Origin of the sequence: Haloferax sp. AS1, assembly GCF_014530665.1 — an archaeon.
Lineage (GTDB): Archaea > Halobacteriota > Halobacteria > Halobacteriales > Haloferacaceae > Haloferax > Haloferax volcanii.
In genome coordinates this window covers 2099879-2116943 of sequence record NZ_SPSA01000001.1, presented here as the reverse complement: position 1 = coordinate 2116943, position 17065 = coordinate 2099879, and the positions used below count along the sequence as shown (strand labels likewise).

Below are 17065 nucleotides of genomic sequence, written 5' to 3'. Positions count from 1 at the left end.
GAGGCTCTGTCGAACCTCGTATTTTCTGATATTTGTCGGAGTCGTGCTGCATAGAGCGCGCGAGTCGGTCATCACACTCACCCGTTCCCGAACGAATCACGGTTTCATTTCGGTCGCGAGAGCGGTATGCCGAATGCTTATACAGTTCATCGGGCAACTAGAGGTAAGATGGCCAGTTCGACTCGTAACGGCGATACCAACGAAGGCGAGATTCGTCTCTGGCAAGAGGGTGGCTGGTGGATTGCGAAGGACGTCGATACGGGCGTGACCACGCAAGGAGAGTCCAGAGAAGACGCGCTGGATAACCTCGACGACGCCGTTGCAGTCCACGCCGGCGAATGTGGCCGTGAGCCGACGGACGACGAACTTCGTGCGCTGGGAATCGACCCCGCGAACAACGCTACTGGCGGCCAAGAACCGCCGGATGTTCTCGACTAATCGATGGGGCGGCGGACGTTCTCCGGGATGGAGGTCGTGAAAGTTCTCGTCAACGCCGGCGGGTTCGAGTGGCGGCGAACGACCGGGGACCATGCGCAACTGTACTACGAACATCCGACGAACGAACAGGACCGCCGACAGGTAACCGTCCCCCTGCATAGCGAGCTACGTACCGGGACGCTCCGGAGCATCGCTGAGAGTGCCGAGGCACACGATTTCGGTGCGTTCTGTGCATTGATAGACGAACATTCCTAAGCTTCACGCTCGGCCACCGGGAACTGAGTAACGCGTTCTGATTTCTCGTTGATGTCGGCTCTCCCGACTCACTCCCACGCGAGCGCCAGCCCCGTCGCGGCCCCGACGACGATCGTCCCGCCGAGCGTCGCAATCACGCCCAGCGCCCCGAGGAACAGCGGGACGACGAGAAACAGGGCAACGCTCCTCGCGAGCGCCGCAACCGGCCCCATCCCGACCGGCGCTTCGAACGGGCTCCCCTCCATCACGACCACCGCGAGTTCGAGCAGGTACATCGGGACCGGGAGCGCGAGCAACCCGACGAGGCCGCCGACGAGCGCGCCGCGGGGTCGGGAGGTCGGCCCGCCGAGTCGCCGCCAGAGCAGGCTGGCGAGCAGGCCGCCGCCGAGAAACCCCCCGGCGACGAGCACCGCCATCGGTCCGGAGGGGACGGCCCGGTCGCCGCCGGTCAGCAACGCGACCACCGGCTCAGCGAGCACGTACCAGAGCGCGAACGCGCCGGCCGCGAGGGCGAACGTGAGCGACGGGCGGCGGCGCGCGGCGGCGAGGACCGAGGACCGAGGCATACGAGAGATTCGGCGCACTGGGAGAAGAAGTTCGCGGGAGGTGCGAACCGACCGACAACGGGCGAAAACAGTCCGAAAAACGGCGCGGGCGGACGCTACTCGACGACGATTGCGCCCTTCATCCCGACCGTCTCGTGGGGCGTACAGGCGTAAGTGTACGTCCCGGCCGCCTCGAACGTGTGTTCGAACGTGTGGCCGCTACTGCCCGCCAACTCCGATTCGAAGGAGCCGTCGGCGGCGGCGACGTTGTGGGAGCCGCCCTTGCCGTTCCACTCCCAGACGACCGTGGTGCCGGAATCGACCCGTACGGCGGCCGGGCCGAAGCCGAACGCCCCGCCGTTGGCCTGTGATCCCACCGTCACCGTGACTGTCGACTGCCCGGTCGCGTCCGCGACGCCGTCGTAGTTGCCGACGTTGTCGAACCAGCCGTCGAACTGCGGGGCGCTCCCGCCGCCGGACCCGCTCTCCGCGCCGGTCGTCTCGCCGGAGTCGGTCGTCGGCTCCGCGGTCGATTCGGCGGTCGTCTCGCCGCCGTCGTCCGCCTCGGCCGCGTTCGCGGCGTCGCCGCCGGAGCCGGAACAGCCGGCGAGCGCCGTCGACAGCGCCGCCGTCGCAGTCAGTGCTGTAAAACGCCGTCTCGTGAGGTTGGTGTCGCGCGTCATCGGCTGTACCTCGGCGGCGACGGATGCAAGCGATTGTCCCGAACGTGTTCGGGTTGACTCCCGCGGACCGCTATTCCGAGGCGTCAGTCGCCCGCCGACCGAGTCGCGGGCATCGGGCCGTCGTAGCCGTCGGGCACGTACGCACAGAGCGGGTCGCTCGCCAGCGGGTCGCCGGTGTGTGCGTAGGCCCGCGAGCGACTGCCGCCGCAGACGTGGCGGAACTCGCACGCGCCGCACTTCCCGCCGAGGGCGTCGCGGTCCCGGAGCGACCGGAAGAGGTCGCTCTCGCGGTATCGTTCGACGAGTCCGCCGTCGCGGACGTTGCCGGCGGTCGCCGGGAGGAACCCCGACGGGAACAGGTCGCCGGTGTGGCTGACGAAGGCGAAGCCGTCGCCCGCGGTGATGCCGAGCCGGCGGCCGATGCCGTCGGTCGGGGGCGCGTCGCTCGCGTCCCGCCGGCGCTGGATAGCGACCCGCCGGTAGTGGGGCGCTTCGGTCGTCTTGACGCCGAAGGGGGCGTCCTCGCTCACCTCGGTCAGCCACTCCATGACGCGCTCGGCGCGCTCGGGGGAAATCGGGTCGAGGACGCGCCCGCGCCCGACGGGGACGAGGAAGAACACGGACCAGAGGACCGCGCCGAGGTCGGCCACGAGGTCGCAGAGCGCGGGGAGTTCGTCGACCGTCTGGGCGCAGACGGTCGTGTTTATCTGGAGCGGGAGACCGGCCTCGCGGGCGGCGCGGGCGGCCGCGACGGTCTGGTCGAAGCTCCCGTCTTCTCCTCGGAAGGCGTCGTGTGACGCCGCGGTCGCGCCGTCGAGGCTGAGCGCCATGCGCCTGACGCCCGCGTCGACGAGGTCTGCGACCGTCTCGGGCGTCAGCGACGACGTTCCGCTCGGGGTGAGCGTCATCCGGAGGCCGAGGTCGGTTCCGTACTCGACGAGCTCCGCGAGGTCCGAGCGCGCCAGCGGGTCGCCGCCGGAGAGGACGACGAGTTGGCCCGGGCCGAACTCGCGGGCCTGGTCGAGCAGGCGTTTTCCTTCGGCGGTGGTCAGTTCGTCGGGGTGTCGCGCGGGCGTCGCGTCCGCCCGGCAGTGGTCGCACGCGAGGTCGCACGCCTGCGTGACCTCCCAGATGAGGACGAACGGCCGCCGCGAGGTGTCGATGCTCGACGGGTCCGGCGGGGCGGTCGCAGTCGGCGGCGCGCCGGCGTCACTTCCCGCGTCGGCGTTGGCTTCGGCGTCGGCGTCGGTGTCGACGTGTGGCGGTCGAGACATGGCTCTCGTCGTGCGGTTCGGCGTCGCGGAAGGTGAGCCACGCCCCGAACGTGTTCGGCCGACTGGCCGGGGAAACCGAATCGAACACGTTCGGGGTGAGCTTCCTGCGCTGTCGCCCCCACGACACGCATATGGACCGCGAGGCGTACCTCGACGGACTCGACGCACCGACCGAGCGAGCGGTGGATTTCCTCGACGTGCGGGAGCTGCCGCCGCCGGAACCGCTCACGGAGACGATGAACCGCCTCACCGACCTCGACGGCGAAACCGTATTCGTCCAGCTTAACGACCGCGAGCCGAAGTTCCTCTACCCGAAGCTCGACGACCGGGGATTCGCCTACTGTTCCGCCGAGCGCGACGAGGGCGTCGTCACCGCGATTTGGGAGCCCTGAGTCGGCGCGGTCTCCGACACCCCTCCTGCGTGCCCCTCGTCAGCACCGGGAGCGGCACCGTTTTCGACCCGAAACGTATCGGTCGCGCCTAATTTGGCATAATCGTTAATGTAATAATACCCCATGCGTTTGTACGTGGTATGAGTTCAGACCACACGAATACCACCCACTCCGAATGGTGTCCCGACTGCGGCTCCGAGATGGCCTTCACCGGCACGCAGCCGGCGGGGCTCGCGCAGTTCTTCTGCGAGCAGTGTCGGTACCGCCGCGACCGCTTCGTCGGCGGCGACTGAACCCCCGTTCGTCTGCTCGGGATTCGCGCGCTCGTTAGCGACCGCGCCTCTCCGCGTCTCACGGCGTGGTACGGTTCGCGAAGATGTTCGGAGCGCGTCTCCAACCCGGACAACCAGTGTCCGTTTATACCAGTATCCGGGCACTCGATTCAACCGGAGGGAGACACAGATGCTATCCACGACTCGGCGGCGGACGCTCCAGTGGCTCGGACTCGGCGGCGTCGCATCGCTCGCCGGCTGTGCGACGAAATCGCCGACCGCCGCGCAGTCGCTCGACGAGACGGAGGAACCGACACAACAGGGTTCGACGAACCTGGTGGACCAAGTCGCGGCCGACCCGACGGACATCCCCGGTCCCATCGACCGGAGCGAGCCCGCCGAGGTCGACGTGACGCTCCGGCCGGAGGAAGTGACCGCCGAGGTAGAAGACGGCGTGACGTTCACCTACACGACGTACAACGGGCAGGTTCCCGGCCCGCTCGTCCGCGTCCGGCAGGGCGACACGGTGAACGTGACGTTCGAGAACCCCGAGGAGAACACCATGCCGCACAACGTCGACTTCCACGCGGTCGCCGGCCCCGGCGGCGGCGCGGAAGCGACGATGACGAACCCCGGCGAGACGGCGCACCTGCGGTTCAAGGCGACCTACCCCGGCGCGTACATCTACCACTGCGCCGTGCCGAACATGGACATGCACATCAGCGCCGGGATGTTCGGGCTCATCCTCGTCGAACCGCCGGAGGGGATGCCCGAGGTCGACCACGAGATATACCTCGGCCAGCACGAACTCTACACCGACAAGGACGCCGGCGAGGAGGGCCAACACGCCTTCGACTACGAGGCCATGCGGAACGAGGAGCCGACGTACGTCCTCATGAACGGCGAGAAGTACGCGTGGACGCCCAACGGCCGAGGGCCGGCCGCGACGGTCGGCCTCGACGAGACGGTCCGGGTGTACTTCGTCGACGGGGGGCCGAACCTCTCCAGTAGCTTCCACCCCATCGGAAGCGTCTGGGAGACGCTCTACCCCGAGGGGTCGCTGACGACCGAGCCGCAGACCCACATCCAGACGCGACAGGTGCCGCCGGGGAGCACGACCATCGCAACGATGAGTTCGCCCGTCCCCGGCGACTTCAAGCTCGTCGACCACTCGCTGTCCCGCGTCGTCCGCAAGGGCTGTATGGCGGTCGTCCGCGCCGAGGGGCCGGAAGACCCCGAGATATTCGACCCCGACCCTGACCCGCAGTAGCGCCGTTGCACCGACTGGCAACCATTGATCGCTGTTTTTCGCCCGTCTCTGTCGAAACCTCTCGGTGTTGAGAGCACACGCGTGCAACGCTTAGCGGGTGAGTTCGGCGCGTCAACGTCGCTGCCGTGGGAGTTCACGTCTGTAAATCTCGGAAAGGTATCGGAGCACTACTCCCAGTAGGAATCGACCGATTCACCGGCGAGTCGTGCGCGGACGAACAGGTACGCGAAATGAACTGGAACGTAGCCGAGACAGAGTATCCAGCCCTGTGGCTTCGAGACTAAGTCCCACGTGCGTTCAACGCCTCTCGGAGCATCCATCGAGAGCGTTTCCAAGCCGGCTATCGAATCAAGCGCAGGTCCGACGACTATCACAAACACGCAGATGTAGAGGATAGCCACGACGAGGATTTCGAGCGATTGGTGAGAACGCATCGTTCCGCAAGTGGTGTACCGTATCGGGCCGAAAATAAAGCTACTCTGAGGACGGTTGGCATCCATCGTGTACTCGACCGTTCCGACCGCAACGGAGCGCCGGCACCGACCGGTCGTCCCCGGACTGACCGGGGTTTCCCTGACGCTGTTGACCCCCGCCGGAGCTAACAGAACCCGCGTGTCGGAAGCGACTACCGAGAATCGGCCACAGCATTATCCCGTTCGCTTTCGAAGTGCCAAGGATGCCAGACGACAAACAGGGCCGAAACAAGCAAGCGGCCAACGAAGAACAGCGCCAGCGCGAACGAGCGCTCCAAGAGGCGCGTGACCGCGCCGACGAACCCGCCCCCGGGGAGCAGCTCGGTGACCTCGACGATGCGCTTGAAATTCAGGACTATCCGACCACGACGGAGCAACTCGTCGAGAACTACGGCGACTACGAGGTCGAAACGCAAGGCGGGTCGAAGCCCATCCACGAGGTGCTCGCCTCGGTCGACAACGAGATTTACGACTCCGCGGACGACGTTCGCGACCGGATTCAGCGATTGATAAATCGGAGATGAGTGCGTCCGGAGCCGTCTCCGTCGTGGCGATATTTCGGTGACCTGCGCTCCGAGCCGTGTCCGGGCTGTCTGTGCCACTCGTTGGCCCGTCCACATCAGTAGCTCCCGCCCCGCGACGACGAGTTTTGACAGCACCAAGCACTATCGACTCGTGCCACGACCGCGACGAGCGCCAGCGGCGAACAGTGAATTGAACGTGTTCGGGGGTGGGCCTACGCCCGTGGCGACCCCACTTCGGACTATGCCAGACATTCCGTCCCTGTTCGGCGGCGGGTCGCGGGCCGACCGCTTCGACGATATCGACCAGTTCGTTCCCGAACACCTGCCCGACCCGGACGCCTTCCTCGACGGCCACCGCGTCCTCGACGGCGACGACCACGTCGCCGTCCACCGGGTCGCCCGCGACCTGTTCGAAGCGCGGGGCGTCTACGACGTGACGTTCGGCTACAACCTCGCGCGGCTGAACCTCGACCGCCGCCACCCGGACGCGGGGTTCCGCTACGCGGAGGATCGAGACGACCCGTCGGTGCTTGTCGCGGAGTTCACGCCGACGACGCCGTTTTGCCCGCAGTCGAAGACGCTCACCGTCGGCGCGTTTCGGGCGTGGAACGGCCTCGACGACCGTCACGACTACGACCGCGTCCGAGTCCGCGTCGCGCCGATGCACCAGCAGGCGGACGCCATCAACGCGGAGCTCGACGCGATGGACCCGGCTGACGCGCAGGCGGAGACGGACGACTCGGTCCCCGATACCGGGTCGTCGACGGGTGAGCGCGACGGCGACGAGCCGGATTCGGTTTCGCTGTCCGAGGAGTTCGAAGCGGCACTGAAGCGGCTGTCGGGCGAGCCGGAGTAAATCAGGTGTTCGTCCGCGGGAGTTGGCCCCGCGGTTCAGTCGTCGACAGCCGGGGCGAACACGAGCACTGCGGTGCTGTCGACCGGCGCGCGCGGCGAGATGTCGCGGTCGCCGCCGAACCGCAGCAGCTCTCCCGCGGCAACCTCGTGCGTCTCGCCGTCGAGCGCGAGTTCCATCCGGCCGGTGACGACGTGGAAGACGATGTCGAACCCGGGGTGGGAATGCGCCGGCACCTCGTCGCCGGCTTCGAGGCGGAGTCTGACGGTTTTCGGACGGTCGGTCTCGAAGACGGGCGCGTGCATCTGCGGCGGGAGGTCGTCGAGCGCGGCGTGTTCTGGCATCACGAGTGAGTCGTCGACCGCACGGTCGGTAAGCCTGCGGCCGAACGCGTTCGGGGGACGCGGGGCCGGAAGCGACCGGATGTGAACGAGAGCCAGCGCGAGCGCGACCGAGGTGGCGAAGGCAGGTGCTCTTTTCACCTTCGCGGGCGATGACGTGTTCAATGCCCTCCATAGTTGACGAAACCCTGTTCAGCGAACCCACCGGCGGCCTCTTTCCAGTCGTCCAACTCTCTGGCGCGCTCATCTTCTCGGGTCTGTACTGGCAGTACGCAGTCGTGGAACAGTCCCTATCGGGCGGGTGGCTACTGTTCATGATAGCCGGGACCGCCCTGTCCGGCATCGCGGAGTCGCTCCCGGAGGATCGACGACGAGCGGCCGGCATCCTGCGTGTCGCGGCGGTTCTCGTCCTGACGTGCCTGCTCGCACTCCTCTTTCTTGCACCCGAACTGCTCGGGATGTGAGTTGGTGCGAGACCGTCCCTGACGCGCCGACTCAGTCAGCGCCGTCGTCCGCACCGCCAGCCGACGCGGCCGCGCCGCCGACCAGCGACTGCGGGCTGTGAAGCCAGATAACTCGCAGGAGGTTCGTGGCGAACGCCGCCACACCGGCGAGCACGAGCGCCCAGCCCGCCGTCTCGAAGACTGACGAGAGTCCGGCGAGGTCGCGTGCGACGACGGCGGCGACGCCCGAGACGACGAGACCGAAATCGAGGCGGGCGAGGCGGGCGTCGTAGAGGTCGTCGAGCATCGGCACGGGTTCGAGGCCGAGGCGGTCGCTGTATCGGTGGACCCAGACGATGAAGGGGACGACGTGGTAGAGCGTCCCGAGCACGACGAAGCCGACGAAGCCGAGCCGGAACAGCGACCCGGTTCCCGGCGCGCCGAACAGTCGGTCCCCCGCCAGCGGGTCCGCGAGCCACGCGGGGAGCGTCAGGGCGGCCCACCCGGCGAGCGCGACGGCCGCGACGGCGTACCGGGTGAGCATGGGCGTCCAATCGACCGCCGACTCGACGAGGCGACGGGCGAGAATCGCGGCGATGCCGAAAAGCGAGAGGGCGACGAGCGCGCCGCCGACCCGCGCGAGCGTCGGGTCGGAGGCGAGTCGGCCACCGGCGAGGGCGACGACACCGACGGGGTAGCCGACCTCCTCGAATCGGCGGAGCCACACGTCGACGCCGCGGAGCTTCGTCTGGGTGAACATCGTCGCGAGTTGGTAGAGCGCGCCGACGACGGTCGTCACGACGACGCCGAAGACGGCGAGCGTGACGTGGGCCGCGCGGACGCTCGCGTGGCTCACGCCGATACCGGCGAAAAGCGGGCGCGTGAAGTCGACCGCGAGCAGGACGCCGAGCGCGGTGACGACCGCGAGAAAGCCGAGTGCGAGGCCGAAGTGGCGCTCGGTCACGTCGAAGTCGTCGAGTCGGGAGAGCGTGCGCGCGACGTTGTAGGCGAACGTCCAGAAGCCGAGGAGCGCGACGGCACCGAAGACGGGAAGCCACGCGAACGCCCCGAGGAGGAAGCATCCCGCGAGGCCGGCGAGACCGACGCTGACGACCCACAACTGCGTGGTCGCGAGTCGTCGGGAGTAGAGTTCGACGCCGGACCAGACCGGGACGAACTGCGTCATCGCGCCCATGATGGTGACGCACACCCACCCCGCGAGCAGGAGGTGGACGTGCGCGAGTCGGGCGGCACCGGGAGCGACGCCGACGGCGAGAGCGACCCGGAGGCCCACCGCGGCCGCGAGGAAGCCGAGCGCGACGACGAAGTGCCGGAGCGGAATCGTCATCGGGGGCTGTCGGGCCGTGTCGACATCGGCGGGAATGACGCTCATACGCGGACTAGCGCGGCGCGAAGCCCTACCGGTGACGCCGAACATATTCGACGAGAGTGGAGAAACGGCGGAGACGGGTCGGGACAGCGATGTACGACTCGCGGCCGCGACCCGCGACCCGCGGCCGCGGCGCTACCGCTTCGGGAACGTCGCCGCGAACTCGTCGGGAGCGCGTTGTTCGACCGTGTAGTTGTCGGCGTCGAACGCGTCGACTTCGGCCTGCATTTCGTAGAACAGCGGCTTCGGGTCGTGGTCGTTGAGAATCGTCAGCGACTCGCCGGCGTCGAGGTCGTCGAACGCGGCGTGAATCTTCGGATGGCGCTCCGCCGGTGGGAGGTCGCGCACGTCGAGGGTGGTGTCTGCCATACGCGTCGTACCTCGCCGGGGACCGCCGAGTCGGTTGCCCCGAACACGTTCGACGACTGGGCGACCACAGACGTACCGCAGCCGTAAGCAGTCAGAACTGATATACCTCCCATTTCGGAACTACCACTACGACATGGACATCGAAGCGAGGATCCAACGTCGGCAACGCCGGGACGGTGAGCCTCGCCTCCTCGTCGATTACGACTCGCTCTCGCCGGTCGCGCACACCGACGACCCGGTGAACTGCGGACCGGTGTTAGAGCGACTGCTCGACTACCTCGACCCGGTGTTCGACGGTCACCTCCCGCCGAACGCCTACGTTTACGGCCCCAAAGGGTCGGGGAAGTCGGCGGTCGTGACGGCGCTGTTCGACCACCTCGTCCGCGTGTCGAGCGTCAACAACGCCGCCATCCACACGACGACCCGCGTGCAGGCGACGTTCGCGCCGCGGTTCGTCTACGTCGACGCGCGCGAGACGACGAGCGCGTTCGCGTTCTACCACGCCGTGCTCGACGCGCTCGTCGATGAGTCCGTGCCCAAGCAGGGTATCAAGACCGAGGCGCTCCAGTCGCGGCTCAAGGACGCGCTCGACGGCCCGAAGACGGGTGCCGTCGTCGCCGTCGACCACCTCGAAGAGCCGGGGACGCTCGACGGCGAGGCGTTCGTCGACCTCTGTGCCGGGCTTCCGAGCAAAGTCAGTTGGCTGGCTATCGGGCGCGCGCCGCCCGACGAGACGGTGCTGACCGACTACACGGCCGGCGCGATTCAGTTCGAACCGTACCAGAGTCAGGTGCTCGTCGACGTGCTGATGACGCGAGTGTCGGCGGCCGGGTCGCGGCGGACGCTCGACCACCGACTCGCTCGCGACATCGCGGAGTGGGCCGACGGGGACGCTCACGACGCGCTCGCGGCGCTGTTCGGCGCGGCCGACGAAGCGGTCCGCAACCAACACCGGAGCATCACGGCCGCCGACGTCGCCGCCGGAATCGCCGCGGTCCCCCAACCCTGCGTCTCGCTCGGCCGCGTGTTCTCGCTCCCGGAGAACCGCCGGCAGGTGCTCCACGAACTCCTCGCGTTGCGCCCCGACCAACAGCAGTCGGTGCAGGCGACGAGCCAGCACATCGCCAAATCGGTCGACCTCTCACCGACCACGGTCAAGCGCATCCTCTACGAACTCGCAGAAGACGGCATCACCCGCCGGGTCACGGCGGAGCGCGTCGAACGGAAAGGCCGGCCGCCGAGCCGGCTCGAACCGCAGTTCCCGACGGTCGTGTTCGAACGCCTGTTCGCCGCCCGGTAATCTGTTCCCACGTAGTGACAACGTATTAATTATCGGAGTTTGTCACGTTTTAGTATGGGATTGAGTGTGAAGCGACAGTCCATCGCTGCCCTCCTCGCTATCTGTTGTGGACTCCTTTCTACAATGATTGCTGTGGAGGTTATCGGTGGCTATCTCTCGATGGAAGGAATGCCAATCGTGTACGGCCTTCTGGGACTGTCAGCAGTCGGAACTCTCGTGTCGAACCGGTGCAGCCGAACCTCCTCGTGGAAGTCTGTGCCGCTGTACGGAGCACTGACGTTTGGCAGTTCGATTCTCCTATTTCTCTACCTGTTCTCTCTCACAGCTGCATGATGGGCCGTGACTCGACGCTGGTGCATCACGAGACGCCGTCGGTTTCGACCCGATACCCGACTCGCGCGCTGTATGCAGCACGGCCCCGACAGCCGCTCTGCGACTGAGGATTCGACCAGCGCCCGAGTCGAAAACCCGCCGCCAACGCCGTCGTCGCCGCGGTGCAACGCTTACGCGCGGGGACAGAACTATACTTCGCCCACGGGACCAGTAGGTAATGACGACCACCCCGACGCCCGTCCGTGCACCGCCCGTCGGCGCTCCGTCGAACCGCTTCGGCGCAGCCGCGACTCCGCAGGGTGTATCGACCGCATGACAGACGCATCGAGTCGGGAGGACGACGTGGTCGACGCCGTCGTCGAGACGCTGTGTGCGGCCGCGCCGTCGATTCGGGCGGGACTGCCCGGCCGGCGCGTCTACGAGGAGGGGACGAACCCGAGCGGCGAGCGCCAACTGGAAGCCGACACCTACGCCGACGAACTGCTGTTGAAGCGCCTCCGCCCCCTCGACGGCGTCGGCGAGTACGCCAGCGAGGAGCGCCCCGACGTCATCGACATCGGCGAGGGGGTTTCGGTCGCGCTCGACCCGCTCGACGGGTCGACGAACCTGAAGCCGAACAACGTGATGGGAACGCTGTACAGCATCTACGACGAACCGCTCCCCACGGGCGGCGAGAACCTGCTCGCCGCGGGCTACATCCTCTACGGCCCGGTGACGACGCTCGTGGCCGCCCGCGACGGCGTCGTCAGCGAGTACATCCTCGAATCGGGTATCAAGCGCCCGCTCCGCGAGGAACTAACGCTGCCCGGCGACCCCGCCATCTTCAGCTTCGGCGGCCGGGTCAACCGCTGGTTCGACGACTTCGAGGCGTTCGCCCGCGAGACCGAACGCACCGAGGGGATGAAGCTCCGCTACGGCGGGTCGATGATCGGCGACGTGAACCAGATTCTCCACTACGGCGGCGTCTTCGCGTACCCCGCACAGACCGACGCGCCGGGCGGCAAACTCCGCCAGCAGTTCGAGGGCTTCCCCATCGGCTACATCATCGAGTGCGCCGGCGGGCGGTCGTCCGACGGCGAGCAGTCGCTCCTCTCGGGAACGCCCGAGGACATCCACGACCGCGTGCCGGTCTACATCGGCAACGACTCGTTCGTCGAGTCGTTGGAAGCGCGGCTGGACTGACGGTCCCGATTTATCGGCGTCGCGGCGAGTCGCGGGTGCTGACGTGACCTGTTTCTGCGCCTGACACGACGCAGTTCCGAAAACCAGTCGTCGAGCCGGCGGTCCGTCACTCACTGGAGACGCGGAAGAATGAACTCAGTAGGAGCCAAGATAACAGATATAAGATATGTATTTTTTCTAGATATATTAGGGTGGCAGAGGTTGAGCCTATATTAGCCATATGTCGATATATTCGGGATAGTATGCTTGATTTTTAGGATAAATCAGAGTTAATTCGATAGTTATCCTTAATTTTGAGATTACATGGACAATAGCCCGTCTCTGTTCATTCGCGGCGCTTGCGATTGAAACACCCAATAGTCGCGCTTTAGGCGCAGAAATACGATACTACGGATTTCGAGTTCGGCATCGGAGACCCGACCGAAAACACAGTATTTTGATACTACTTGCTAAATATACTATTTCGGGTATTTTTGCTGGCGAAGCGAGCAACTGCCTGCGGTCTGCGACGGAGTGCCGGTTCCAACAAACCGAGTTGGTCGAGTGACCGTCGGACGACAGAGCGCGCGAGAACCCGATTAGCATTACACGCTTATCGATGTCATGGAAGTCGGCCGGTGCGGCTCAGTCGAAGCGCCCGTTGTTCGAACTCCGCGCGGCCATGTTCATGTTCACCTCGATGATGTTGGCCGTGCTCGTGACCATCTCGGGGATGGTGTCGCGGAACTGCTCGCCCTTGATGCGACTCGTCGGCCCGGAGACGCTCAGCGCGCCGAGGACGGTGCCGTTGCGGTCGCGAATCGGCGCGCCGACCGCGCGGAGTCCCTCGATTTCCTCCTCGTCGTTGCAGGCGTACCCTCGCTCGCGGATGGCGTCGAGTTCGTCGAACAGCTCGTCGCGGTCGGTGATAGTCGCGTCGGTCTTCGCCGGGAGGCCGTGTTGGTCGACGATTTCCTCGACGCGACTGCGCGGGAGGAACGCGAGGATGGCCTTCCCGGTCGACGACGCGTGGAGGTTATCAGGGCGCTGAATCTTCGAGCGCTGGTACTGACTCCCGACGGCGCGCTCGCCGCGCACCTTGAGCAGACTGATACGCAGGCCGTGCTGTTCGGTCGAGAGGTGAGCGTACTCGCCGGTCTTCTCCGCGAGCGCCTCGACCTCCTCCTTGCCGACCTGGTAGAGTATCTGCTGGTTGCGCACGTACTCGCCCAGAAGCAGGAACTGGAGGCTGAGGTGGTAGCTGTCGCCCTCCTTGGCGACGAGGTTGTTCTTCCGCAGGGTCGCAAGGTGGTTGTACACCGTGGACTTCGAGAGGTCCAAGTAGTCGACTAACTCCGCGACGCGCGCCCCGTTCAACTCCTCGAGCGCCCGGACGACGCTGACCGCCGTGTCCACCGTGCTCAGCGTGCGGGACGGCGCATCGGTGTTGGGGTTCTCGGGCATGCTACCAGAACGTCCATCTGGTGTGATAGCTGTTCCGAATATCTTGCAATCGAACTCGGACGAGGGAAAACGGTGTTGGGACCGGCTATCAGAGCTGCTATCGCTCGATGATTGTCCAGCAAGCGACCCCCCGTGGGACGGCCGGGACCCGACTGGCGTGTGAACGAGCGCGCGACCCGAGACAGGACCGAGACACACCCGAAGCGACGCCCGTCGCCGGACTCCCATCAATTGTCGGATACGTGGAATCGGCTTCGCACTCGATATCCGACCGTTCGGCGTCGCTGTGTGCGGTCGCGCCGCATACGGCTTAGAGAGTGGTTGCATATAGTGACAACACCCGGAGTAAAGCGCGTATCCGCATGATTCTCGGGGGTAATCCGATAACTCACGGGACGGGGATTCGACCGACGCGGCGTAGAAAACTACGGTTCGAGTTCGAGCGCCCACGCACTGCCGGGATACGGGGTTCCACGCGGAACACGGGGTGATTCGGAGCCGCGTGTCACATATCGAGACAGGCGACGCGGCCGCGACGAAATCGCGACAGAGGCGCGAATCTGGCCACGAACTGTCTGAAAACAAAGGATTAGTCCACAAGCGGGAGCAGGCCGTCGGCCGCGACTCACGCGCCGGCGAGGCGTGCGAGCGTTCCAGCGAGAACCGACGCCGCGGTCGCGCAGTCCGCCCAGTCGGTCCATTCGCGCGGGTTGTGCGAGAGGCCGTCCGCCGACGGCGCGAACAGGAGCACGGCATCGGTGACGCCGGCAACATTTGCAGTATCGTGCATCGCCGCGGAGTGCATCCGTTTCGCGTCGATATCCTCGGTCGCGGCGGCGTCGAGGGCGGCGGCGACGCAGTCGTCGGCCATCCGACTCGGGCGCTGGTCGCGGTAGCGGTCGAAGTTCGTCTCGACCGGGTGGGCGGCTTCGAGTTCGTCGAGCGCGGCCTCGGCCCGCTCGGCGATGGCGTCCATCGCGCGGTAGTCCACGTCGCGGATGTCCATCTGGAGCGTGACCTCGCCGGGGACGATGTTGCGCGCGTTCGGGGCCACGTCGAACTGGCCGACGGTCCCCACGGCGGTCGAACTCTGGTTCTGCGCCACGTCGTCGGCCGCGGCCCGGACGTCGACGACGAACTCGCTGGCGGCGACGAGCGCGTCGCGGCGCTCGTCCATCGGCGTCGCGCCCGCGTGGTCGGCCTCGCCGACGATGTCGGCCGCACAGGTCGTGATGCCGGTGATGGCGTCGACGACGCCGACCCCCGCGCCCGCGGACTCCAGCACCGTCCCCTGTTCGATGTGGAGTTCGGCCCACGCGTCCCACGCCGCGGCGTCGATGGTGTCGGTCCCGCGGAAGCCGATGGCGTCGAGGTGGGCGTCGAGCGTCGTGCCGTCGGCGTCGCGGAGCGCGAGCGCGTCGTCGGCGTCGCGCGCACCGGTCGCCACCGACGACCCGAGCAGGCCGTGCGAGAAGCGCGCGCCCTCCTCTTCGGTGAACGAGACGACGTCGATTGGGCGGTCGAGGCTCGCGCCGGCGTCTCGTTCTTGGAGCGTCCGCACCGCTTCGAGCGCCGCGTAGACGCCGAGCGGGCCGTCGAAGATGCCGCCCTCGGGGACCGAATCGAGGTGACTGCCGGCGGCGACGGGGGCCGCGTCGGGGTCGGCCCCGTCGGGAACCCACCGCCCGGCGATGGTTCCCACGGCGTCGATGCGGACCGAGAGGCCGGCGTCGCGCAGTCGCTCGACGAGGAACTCGCGGGCGCGGCGGTCTGCGTCGCTCCCGGTCAGGACGGTGCGGCCGCGCCCCGCCGGCGCGTCGATGTCGCCGAAACGGGCGTTCGCTTCGATATCCTCGCGGAGTCGTTGCTGGGAGGCCTGCATGTGCGGCTCAACTCGCGAACAGCGGATAATAGTTGTGCGTGTTCGTGGCAGATTCTACGGGTCGAGGGGGACGACGGCCGGCGAGACGCGCGGCTGGTCGGGGTCGAACAGCCGGGTCGGACCGCCGCGTTAGAGTGCGCGAATCGTCTGACACACCACGTCGACACCGATGTCGAGGGCGTCTTCGTCGATGTCGAACCGCGAGGTGTGGTGGCCGAACTCGTTGCTCGCGCCGATGCCGACGTAGGTCGCCTTCCCGCCGTGTTCCTGCACGCGCCGGATGAGGTAGGAGGCGTCCTCGCTGCCGCCGATGTCGAGTCGCGGGACCGTCTCGGTCACGTCGTCGAGGTCGGCCGCCGACGCGAGGACGGCCTCTATCATCTCGTCGTCGGCCGTGAACGTCGCCGTCTTCCCGTACAGCCCCGTCTCGACCGATACGTCGTGCATGCCCGCGGCGTGGTCGAGGACGCGCCGGGCCTTGTCGAGCATGTACTCGTTCAGGTCGGCGGTCCCGCCGCGGACCTCGACGCGGAGGCGCGCCTCCTCGGCGATGATGTTCTGCGGGTTGGGCGATTCGAACTTCCCGACGTTGATGCGGGTCGTCCCGTCGGCGTGGCGCGGAATCCCGTAGAGGTTCTGGACCGCGGCCGTCGCCGCGTGGAGCGCGTTGCGCCCCTCGTTGGGCGCGTTGCCCGCGTGGCTCGGTGCGCCCTCGAATGTCACGTCGAGTTTCGCGTTCGAAAGCGGGTTCTCGTAGGCGGCGATGACGGTTCCCGTGGGGTTGCCGAGGCCGAGGTGGAGCGCGAGGAAGTAGTCGATATCCGCGAGCAGGTCGGTCTCGCTCATCGGTTTGCCGCCGCGGCCGCCCTCCTCCGCCGGCTGGAAGAACAGTCGGAGCGTGCCGTCGAACCCGCCGTCGTCGTCGAGGGCGCGGGCGATACCGAGGCCGATAGCGGTGTGGCCGTCGTGGCCGCACGCGTGCATCTCGTTGGGATGCGTGCTCGCGAAGCCCAACTTCGCGGGGCGGTGTTCCTCGTCGCTCGACTCGGTGCGTTCGAGGGCGTCCATGTCGACGCGGACGCCGACGGTCGGCCCGTTTCCGAAGCGCTTCTCGGCGACGAGACCCGTAACACCGCCCATCTGGTCGAGATAGGCTTCGGGTGCGCCTTCCTCGCGTGCGCGTTCGACCGCGGCCGCGACCGCGTCGTCGTCGGGGACGCCCAGTCGCTCGTCTTCGGCGACGGCGTCCGAGCCGAGGTGAAGCGTGAACTCGCGGTCGTCGAGCGCGGCGGCGATGAGGGCGGTCGTGCGGAACTCCTTCCACCCGGACTCGGGGTGAGCGTGAAGGTCCTGTCGTAACTCTCGCAGGGAGAGCGTGCTGGCGTACGCCATGAAGCCGACAT

At 66.9% G+C, this 17065-nt stretch carries 21 protein-coding genes; 11 read left to right on the top strand and 10 right to left on the bottom strand.

Features of this window, described 5'->3' with window-relative positions:
• The first annotated feature begins 168 nt into the window (after window positions 1-168).
• The gene (locus tag E4P24_RS11110) at window positions 169-438 is read left to right on the top strand and encodes a type II toxin-antitoxin system HicB family antitoxin (RefSeq protein ID WP_004062741.1); all 270 of its coding nucleotides are present in this window, start codon (window positions 169-171) and stop codon (window positions 436-438) included.
• Between the two features lie 3 nt (window positions 439-441).
• The gene (locus E4P24_RS11105) at window positions 442-693 is read left to right on the top strand and encodes a type II toxin-antitoxin system HicA family toxin (protein ID WP_115860998.1); all 252 of its coding nucleotides are present in this window, start codon (window positions 442-444) and stop codon (window positions 691-693) included.
• Window positions 694-761: 68 nt separating this feature from the next.
• On the opposite strand, the gene E4P24_RS11100 is transcribed toward E4P24_RS11105, so the two are convergent.
• From E4P24_RS11100 to E4P24_RS11090, 3 genes are all read right to left on the bottom strand, one after another.
• Entirely contained in the window at window positions 762-1259 is a 498-nt protein-coding gene (locus E4P24_RS11100; protein ID WP_188148492.1) for a hypothetical protein, read from the bottom strand.
• A 95-nt stretch (window positions 1260-1354) separates the two neighbouring features.
• Window positions 1355-1921, bottom strand: coding sequence for a halocyanin domain-containing protein (locus E4P24_RS11095; RefSeq protein ID WP_115861002.1), 567 nt, complete (start codon window positions 1919-1921; stop codon window positions 1355-1357).
• 83 nt (window positions 1922-2004) lie between these two features.
• On the bottom strand, window positions 2005-3195 hold the full coding sequence (locus E4P24_RS11090; RefSeq protein WP_008605604.1) for a TIGR04053 family radical SAM/SPASM domain-containing protein: 1191 nt from the start codon (window positions 3193-3195) through the stop codon (window positions 2005-2007).
• Window positions 3196-3227: 32 nt separating this feature from the next.
• Here E4P24_RS11090 and E4P24_RS11085 point away from each other — a divergent pair, with 32 nt between their 5' ends.
• The 3 genes from E4P24_RS11085 (at window position 3228) to nirK (ending at window position 5129) form a co-directional block, all read left to right on the top strand.
• Complete coding sequence (locus tag E4P24_RS11085; RefSeq protein WP_004042025.1) at window positions 3228-3587, top strand: DUF2249 domain-containing protein; 360 nt, start codon at window positions 3228-3230, stop codon at window positions 3585-3587.
• 140 nt (window positions 3588-3727) lie between these two features.
• Window positions 3728-3880 carry an HVO_2142 family zinc finger protein gene (locus E4P24_RS11080; RefSeq protein ID WP_155821732.1) on the top strand — a complete coding sequence of 51 codons (153 nt, stop codon included), beginning with the start codon at window positions 3728-3730 and terminating at the stop codon, window positions 3878-3880.
• A 169-nt stretch (window positions 3881-4049) separates the two neighbouring features.
• Entirely contained in the window at window positions 4050-5129 is a 1080-nt protein-coding gene (gene nirK, locus E4P24_RS11075) for a copper-containing nitrite reductase (protein WP_008605605.1), read from the top strand.
• A gap of 167 nt (window positions 5130-5296) precedes the next feature.
• On the opposite strand, the gene E4P24_RS11070 is transcribed toward nirK, so the two are convergent.
• The gene (locus E4P24_RS11070) at window positions 5297-5563 is read right to left on the bottom strand and encodes a hypothetical protein (protein ID WP_115803069.1); all 267 of its coding nucleotides are present in this window, start codon (window positions 5561-5563) and stop codon (window positions 5297-5299) included.
• A 242-nt stretch (window positions 5564-5805) separates the two neighbouring features.
• On the opposite strand from E4P24_RS11070, the gene E4P24_RS11065 reads away from it, so the two are divergent.
• Together E4P24_RS11065 and E4P24_RS11060 are read left to right on the top strand one after the other, a co-directional pair.
• Entirely contained in the window at window positions 5806-6126 is a 321-nt protein-coding gene (locus tag E4P24_RS11065) for a hypothetical protein (protein ID WP_004062748.1), read from the top strand.
• A 241-nt stretch (window positions 6127-6367) separates the two neighbouring features.
• Window positions 6368-6982 carry a hypothetical protein gene (locus E4P24_RS11060; protein ID WP_115861004.1) on the top strand — a complete coding sequence of 205 codons (615 nt, stop codon included), beginning with the start codon at window positions 6368-6370 and terminating at the stop codon, window positions 6980-6982.
• Between the two features lie 35 nt (window positions 6983-7017).
• Here E4P24_RS11060 and E4P24_RS11055 read toward each other — a convergent pair whose 3' ends face one another.
• Window positions 7018-7323, bottom strand: a complete 306-nt coding sequence (locus tag E4P24_RS11055; protein ID WP_004062750.1) for a cupin domain-containing protein — start codon at window positions 7321-7323, stop codon at window positions 7018-7020.
• A gap of 161 nt (window positions 7324-7484) precedes the next feature.
• Between E4P24_RS11055 and E4P24_RS11050 the strand changes: the two genes are divergently transcribed.
• Window positions 7485-7784, top strand: coding sequence for a hypothetical protein (locus E4P24_RS11050; protein WP_115861006.1), 300 nt, complete (start codon window positions 7485-7487; stop codon window positions 7782-7784).
• 31 nt (window positions 7785-7815) lie between these two features.
• Here E4P24_RS11050 and E4P24_RS11045 read toward each other — a convergent pair whose 3' ends face one another.
• Both E4P24_RS11045 and E4P24_RS11040 read right to left on the bottom strand, forming a co-directional pair.
• Entirely contained in the window at window positions 7816-9156 is a 1341-nt protein-coding gene (locus E4P24_RS11045; RefSeq protein WP_115861008.1) for a hypothetical protein, read from the bottom strand.
• A 132-nt stretch (window positions 9157-9288) separates the two neighbouring features.
• The gene (locus E4P24_RS11040; RefSeq protein ID WP_004062753.1) at window positions 9289-9522 is read right to left on the bottom strand and encodes a DUF2249 domain-containing protein; all 234 of its coding nucleotides are present in this window, start codon (window positions 9520-9522) and stop codon (window positions 9289-9291) included.
• Window positions 9523-9655: 133 nt separating this feature from the next.
• On the opposite strand from E4P24_RS11040, the gene E4P24_RS11035 reads away from it, so the two are divergent.
• The 3 genes from E4P24_RS11035 to E4P24_RS11025 all read left to right on the top strand — a co-directional run bounded on the left by E4P24_RS11035 (window position 9656) and on the right by E4P24_RS11025 (window position 12337).
• On the top strand, window positions 9656-10822 hold the full coding sequence (locus tag E4P24_RS11035; protein ID WP_115861010.1) for a Cdc6/Cdc18 family protein: 1167 nt from the start codon (window positions 9656-9658) through the stop codon (window positions 10820-10822).
• A 54-nt stretch (window positions 10823-10876) separates the two neighbouring features.
• Window positions 10877-11155, top strand: a complete 279-nt coding sequence (locus E4P24_RS11030; protein ID WP_115861012.1) for a hypothetical protein — start codon at window positions 10877-10879, stop codon at window positions 11153-11155.
• Window positions 11156-11467: 312 nt separating this feature from the next.
• Window positions 11468-12337 carry a class 1 fructose-bisphosphatase gene (locus tag E4P24_RS11025; RefSeq protein ID WP_115861014.1) on the top strand — a complete coding sequence of 290 codons (870 nt, stop codon included), beginning with the start codon at window positions 11468-11470 and terminating at the stop codon, window positions 12335-12337.
• A gap of 624 nt (window positions 12338-12961) precedes the next feature.
• On the opposite strand, the gene E4P24_RS11020 is transcribed toward E4P24_RS11025, so the two are convergent.
• The 3 genes from E4P24_RS11020 to E4P24_RS11010 form a co-directional block, all read right to left on the bottom strand.
• Window positions 12962-13780: an IclR family transcriptional regulator gene (locus tag E4P24_RS11020; protein ID WP_006601246.1), complete on the bottom strand. Its 819-nt coding sequence runs from the start codon at window positions 13778-13780 to the stop codon at window positions 12962-12964.
• Window positions 13781-14405: 625 nt separating this feature from the next.
• On the bottom strand, window positions 14406-15662 hold the full coding sequence (locus E4P24_RS11015) for a M20 family metallo-hydrolase (RefSeq protein ID WP_188148491.1): 1257 nt from the start codon (window positions 15660-15662) through the stop codon (window positions 14406-14408).
• A gap of 129 nt (window positions 15663-15791) precedes the next feature.
• Window positions 15792-17054 carry an amidohydrolase gene (locus tag E4P24_RS11010; protein WP_004062759.1) on the bottom strand — a complete coding sequence of 421 codons (1263 nt, stop codon included), beginning with the start codon at window positions 17052-17054 and terminating at the stop codon, window positions 15792-15794.
• Window positions 17055-17065 lie beyond the last annotated feature (11 nt).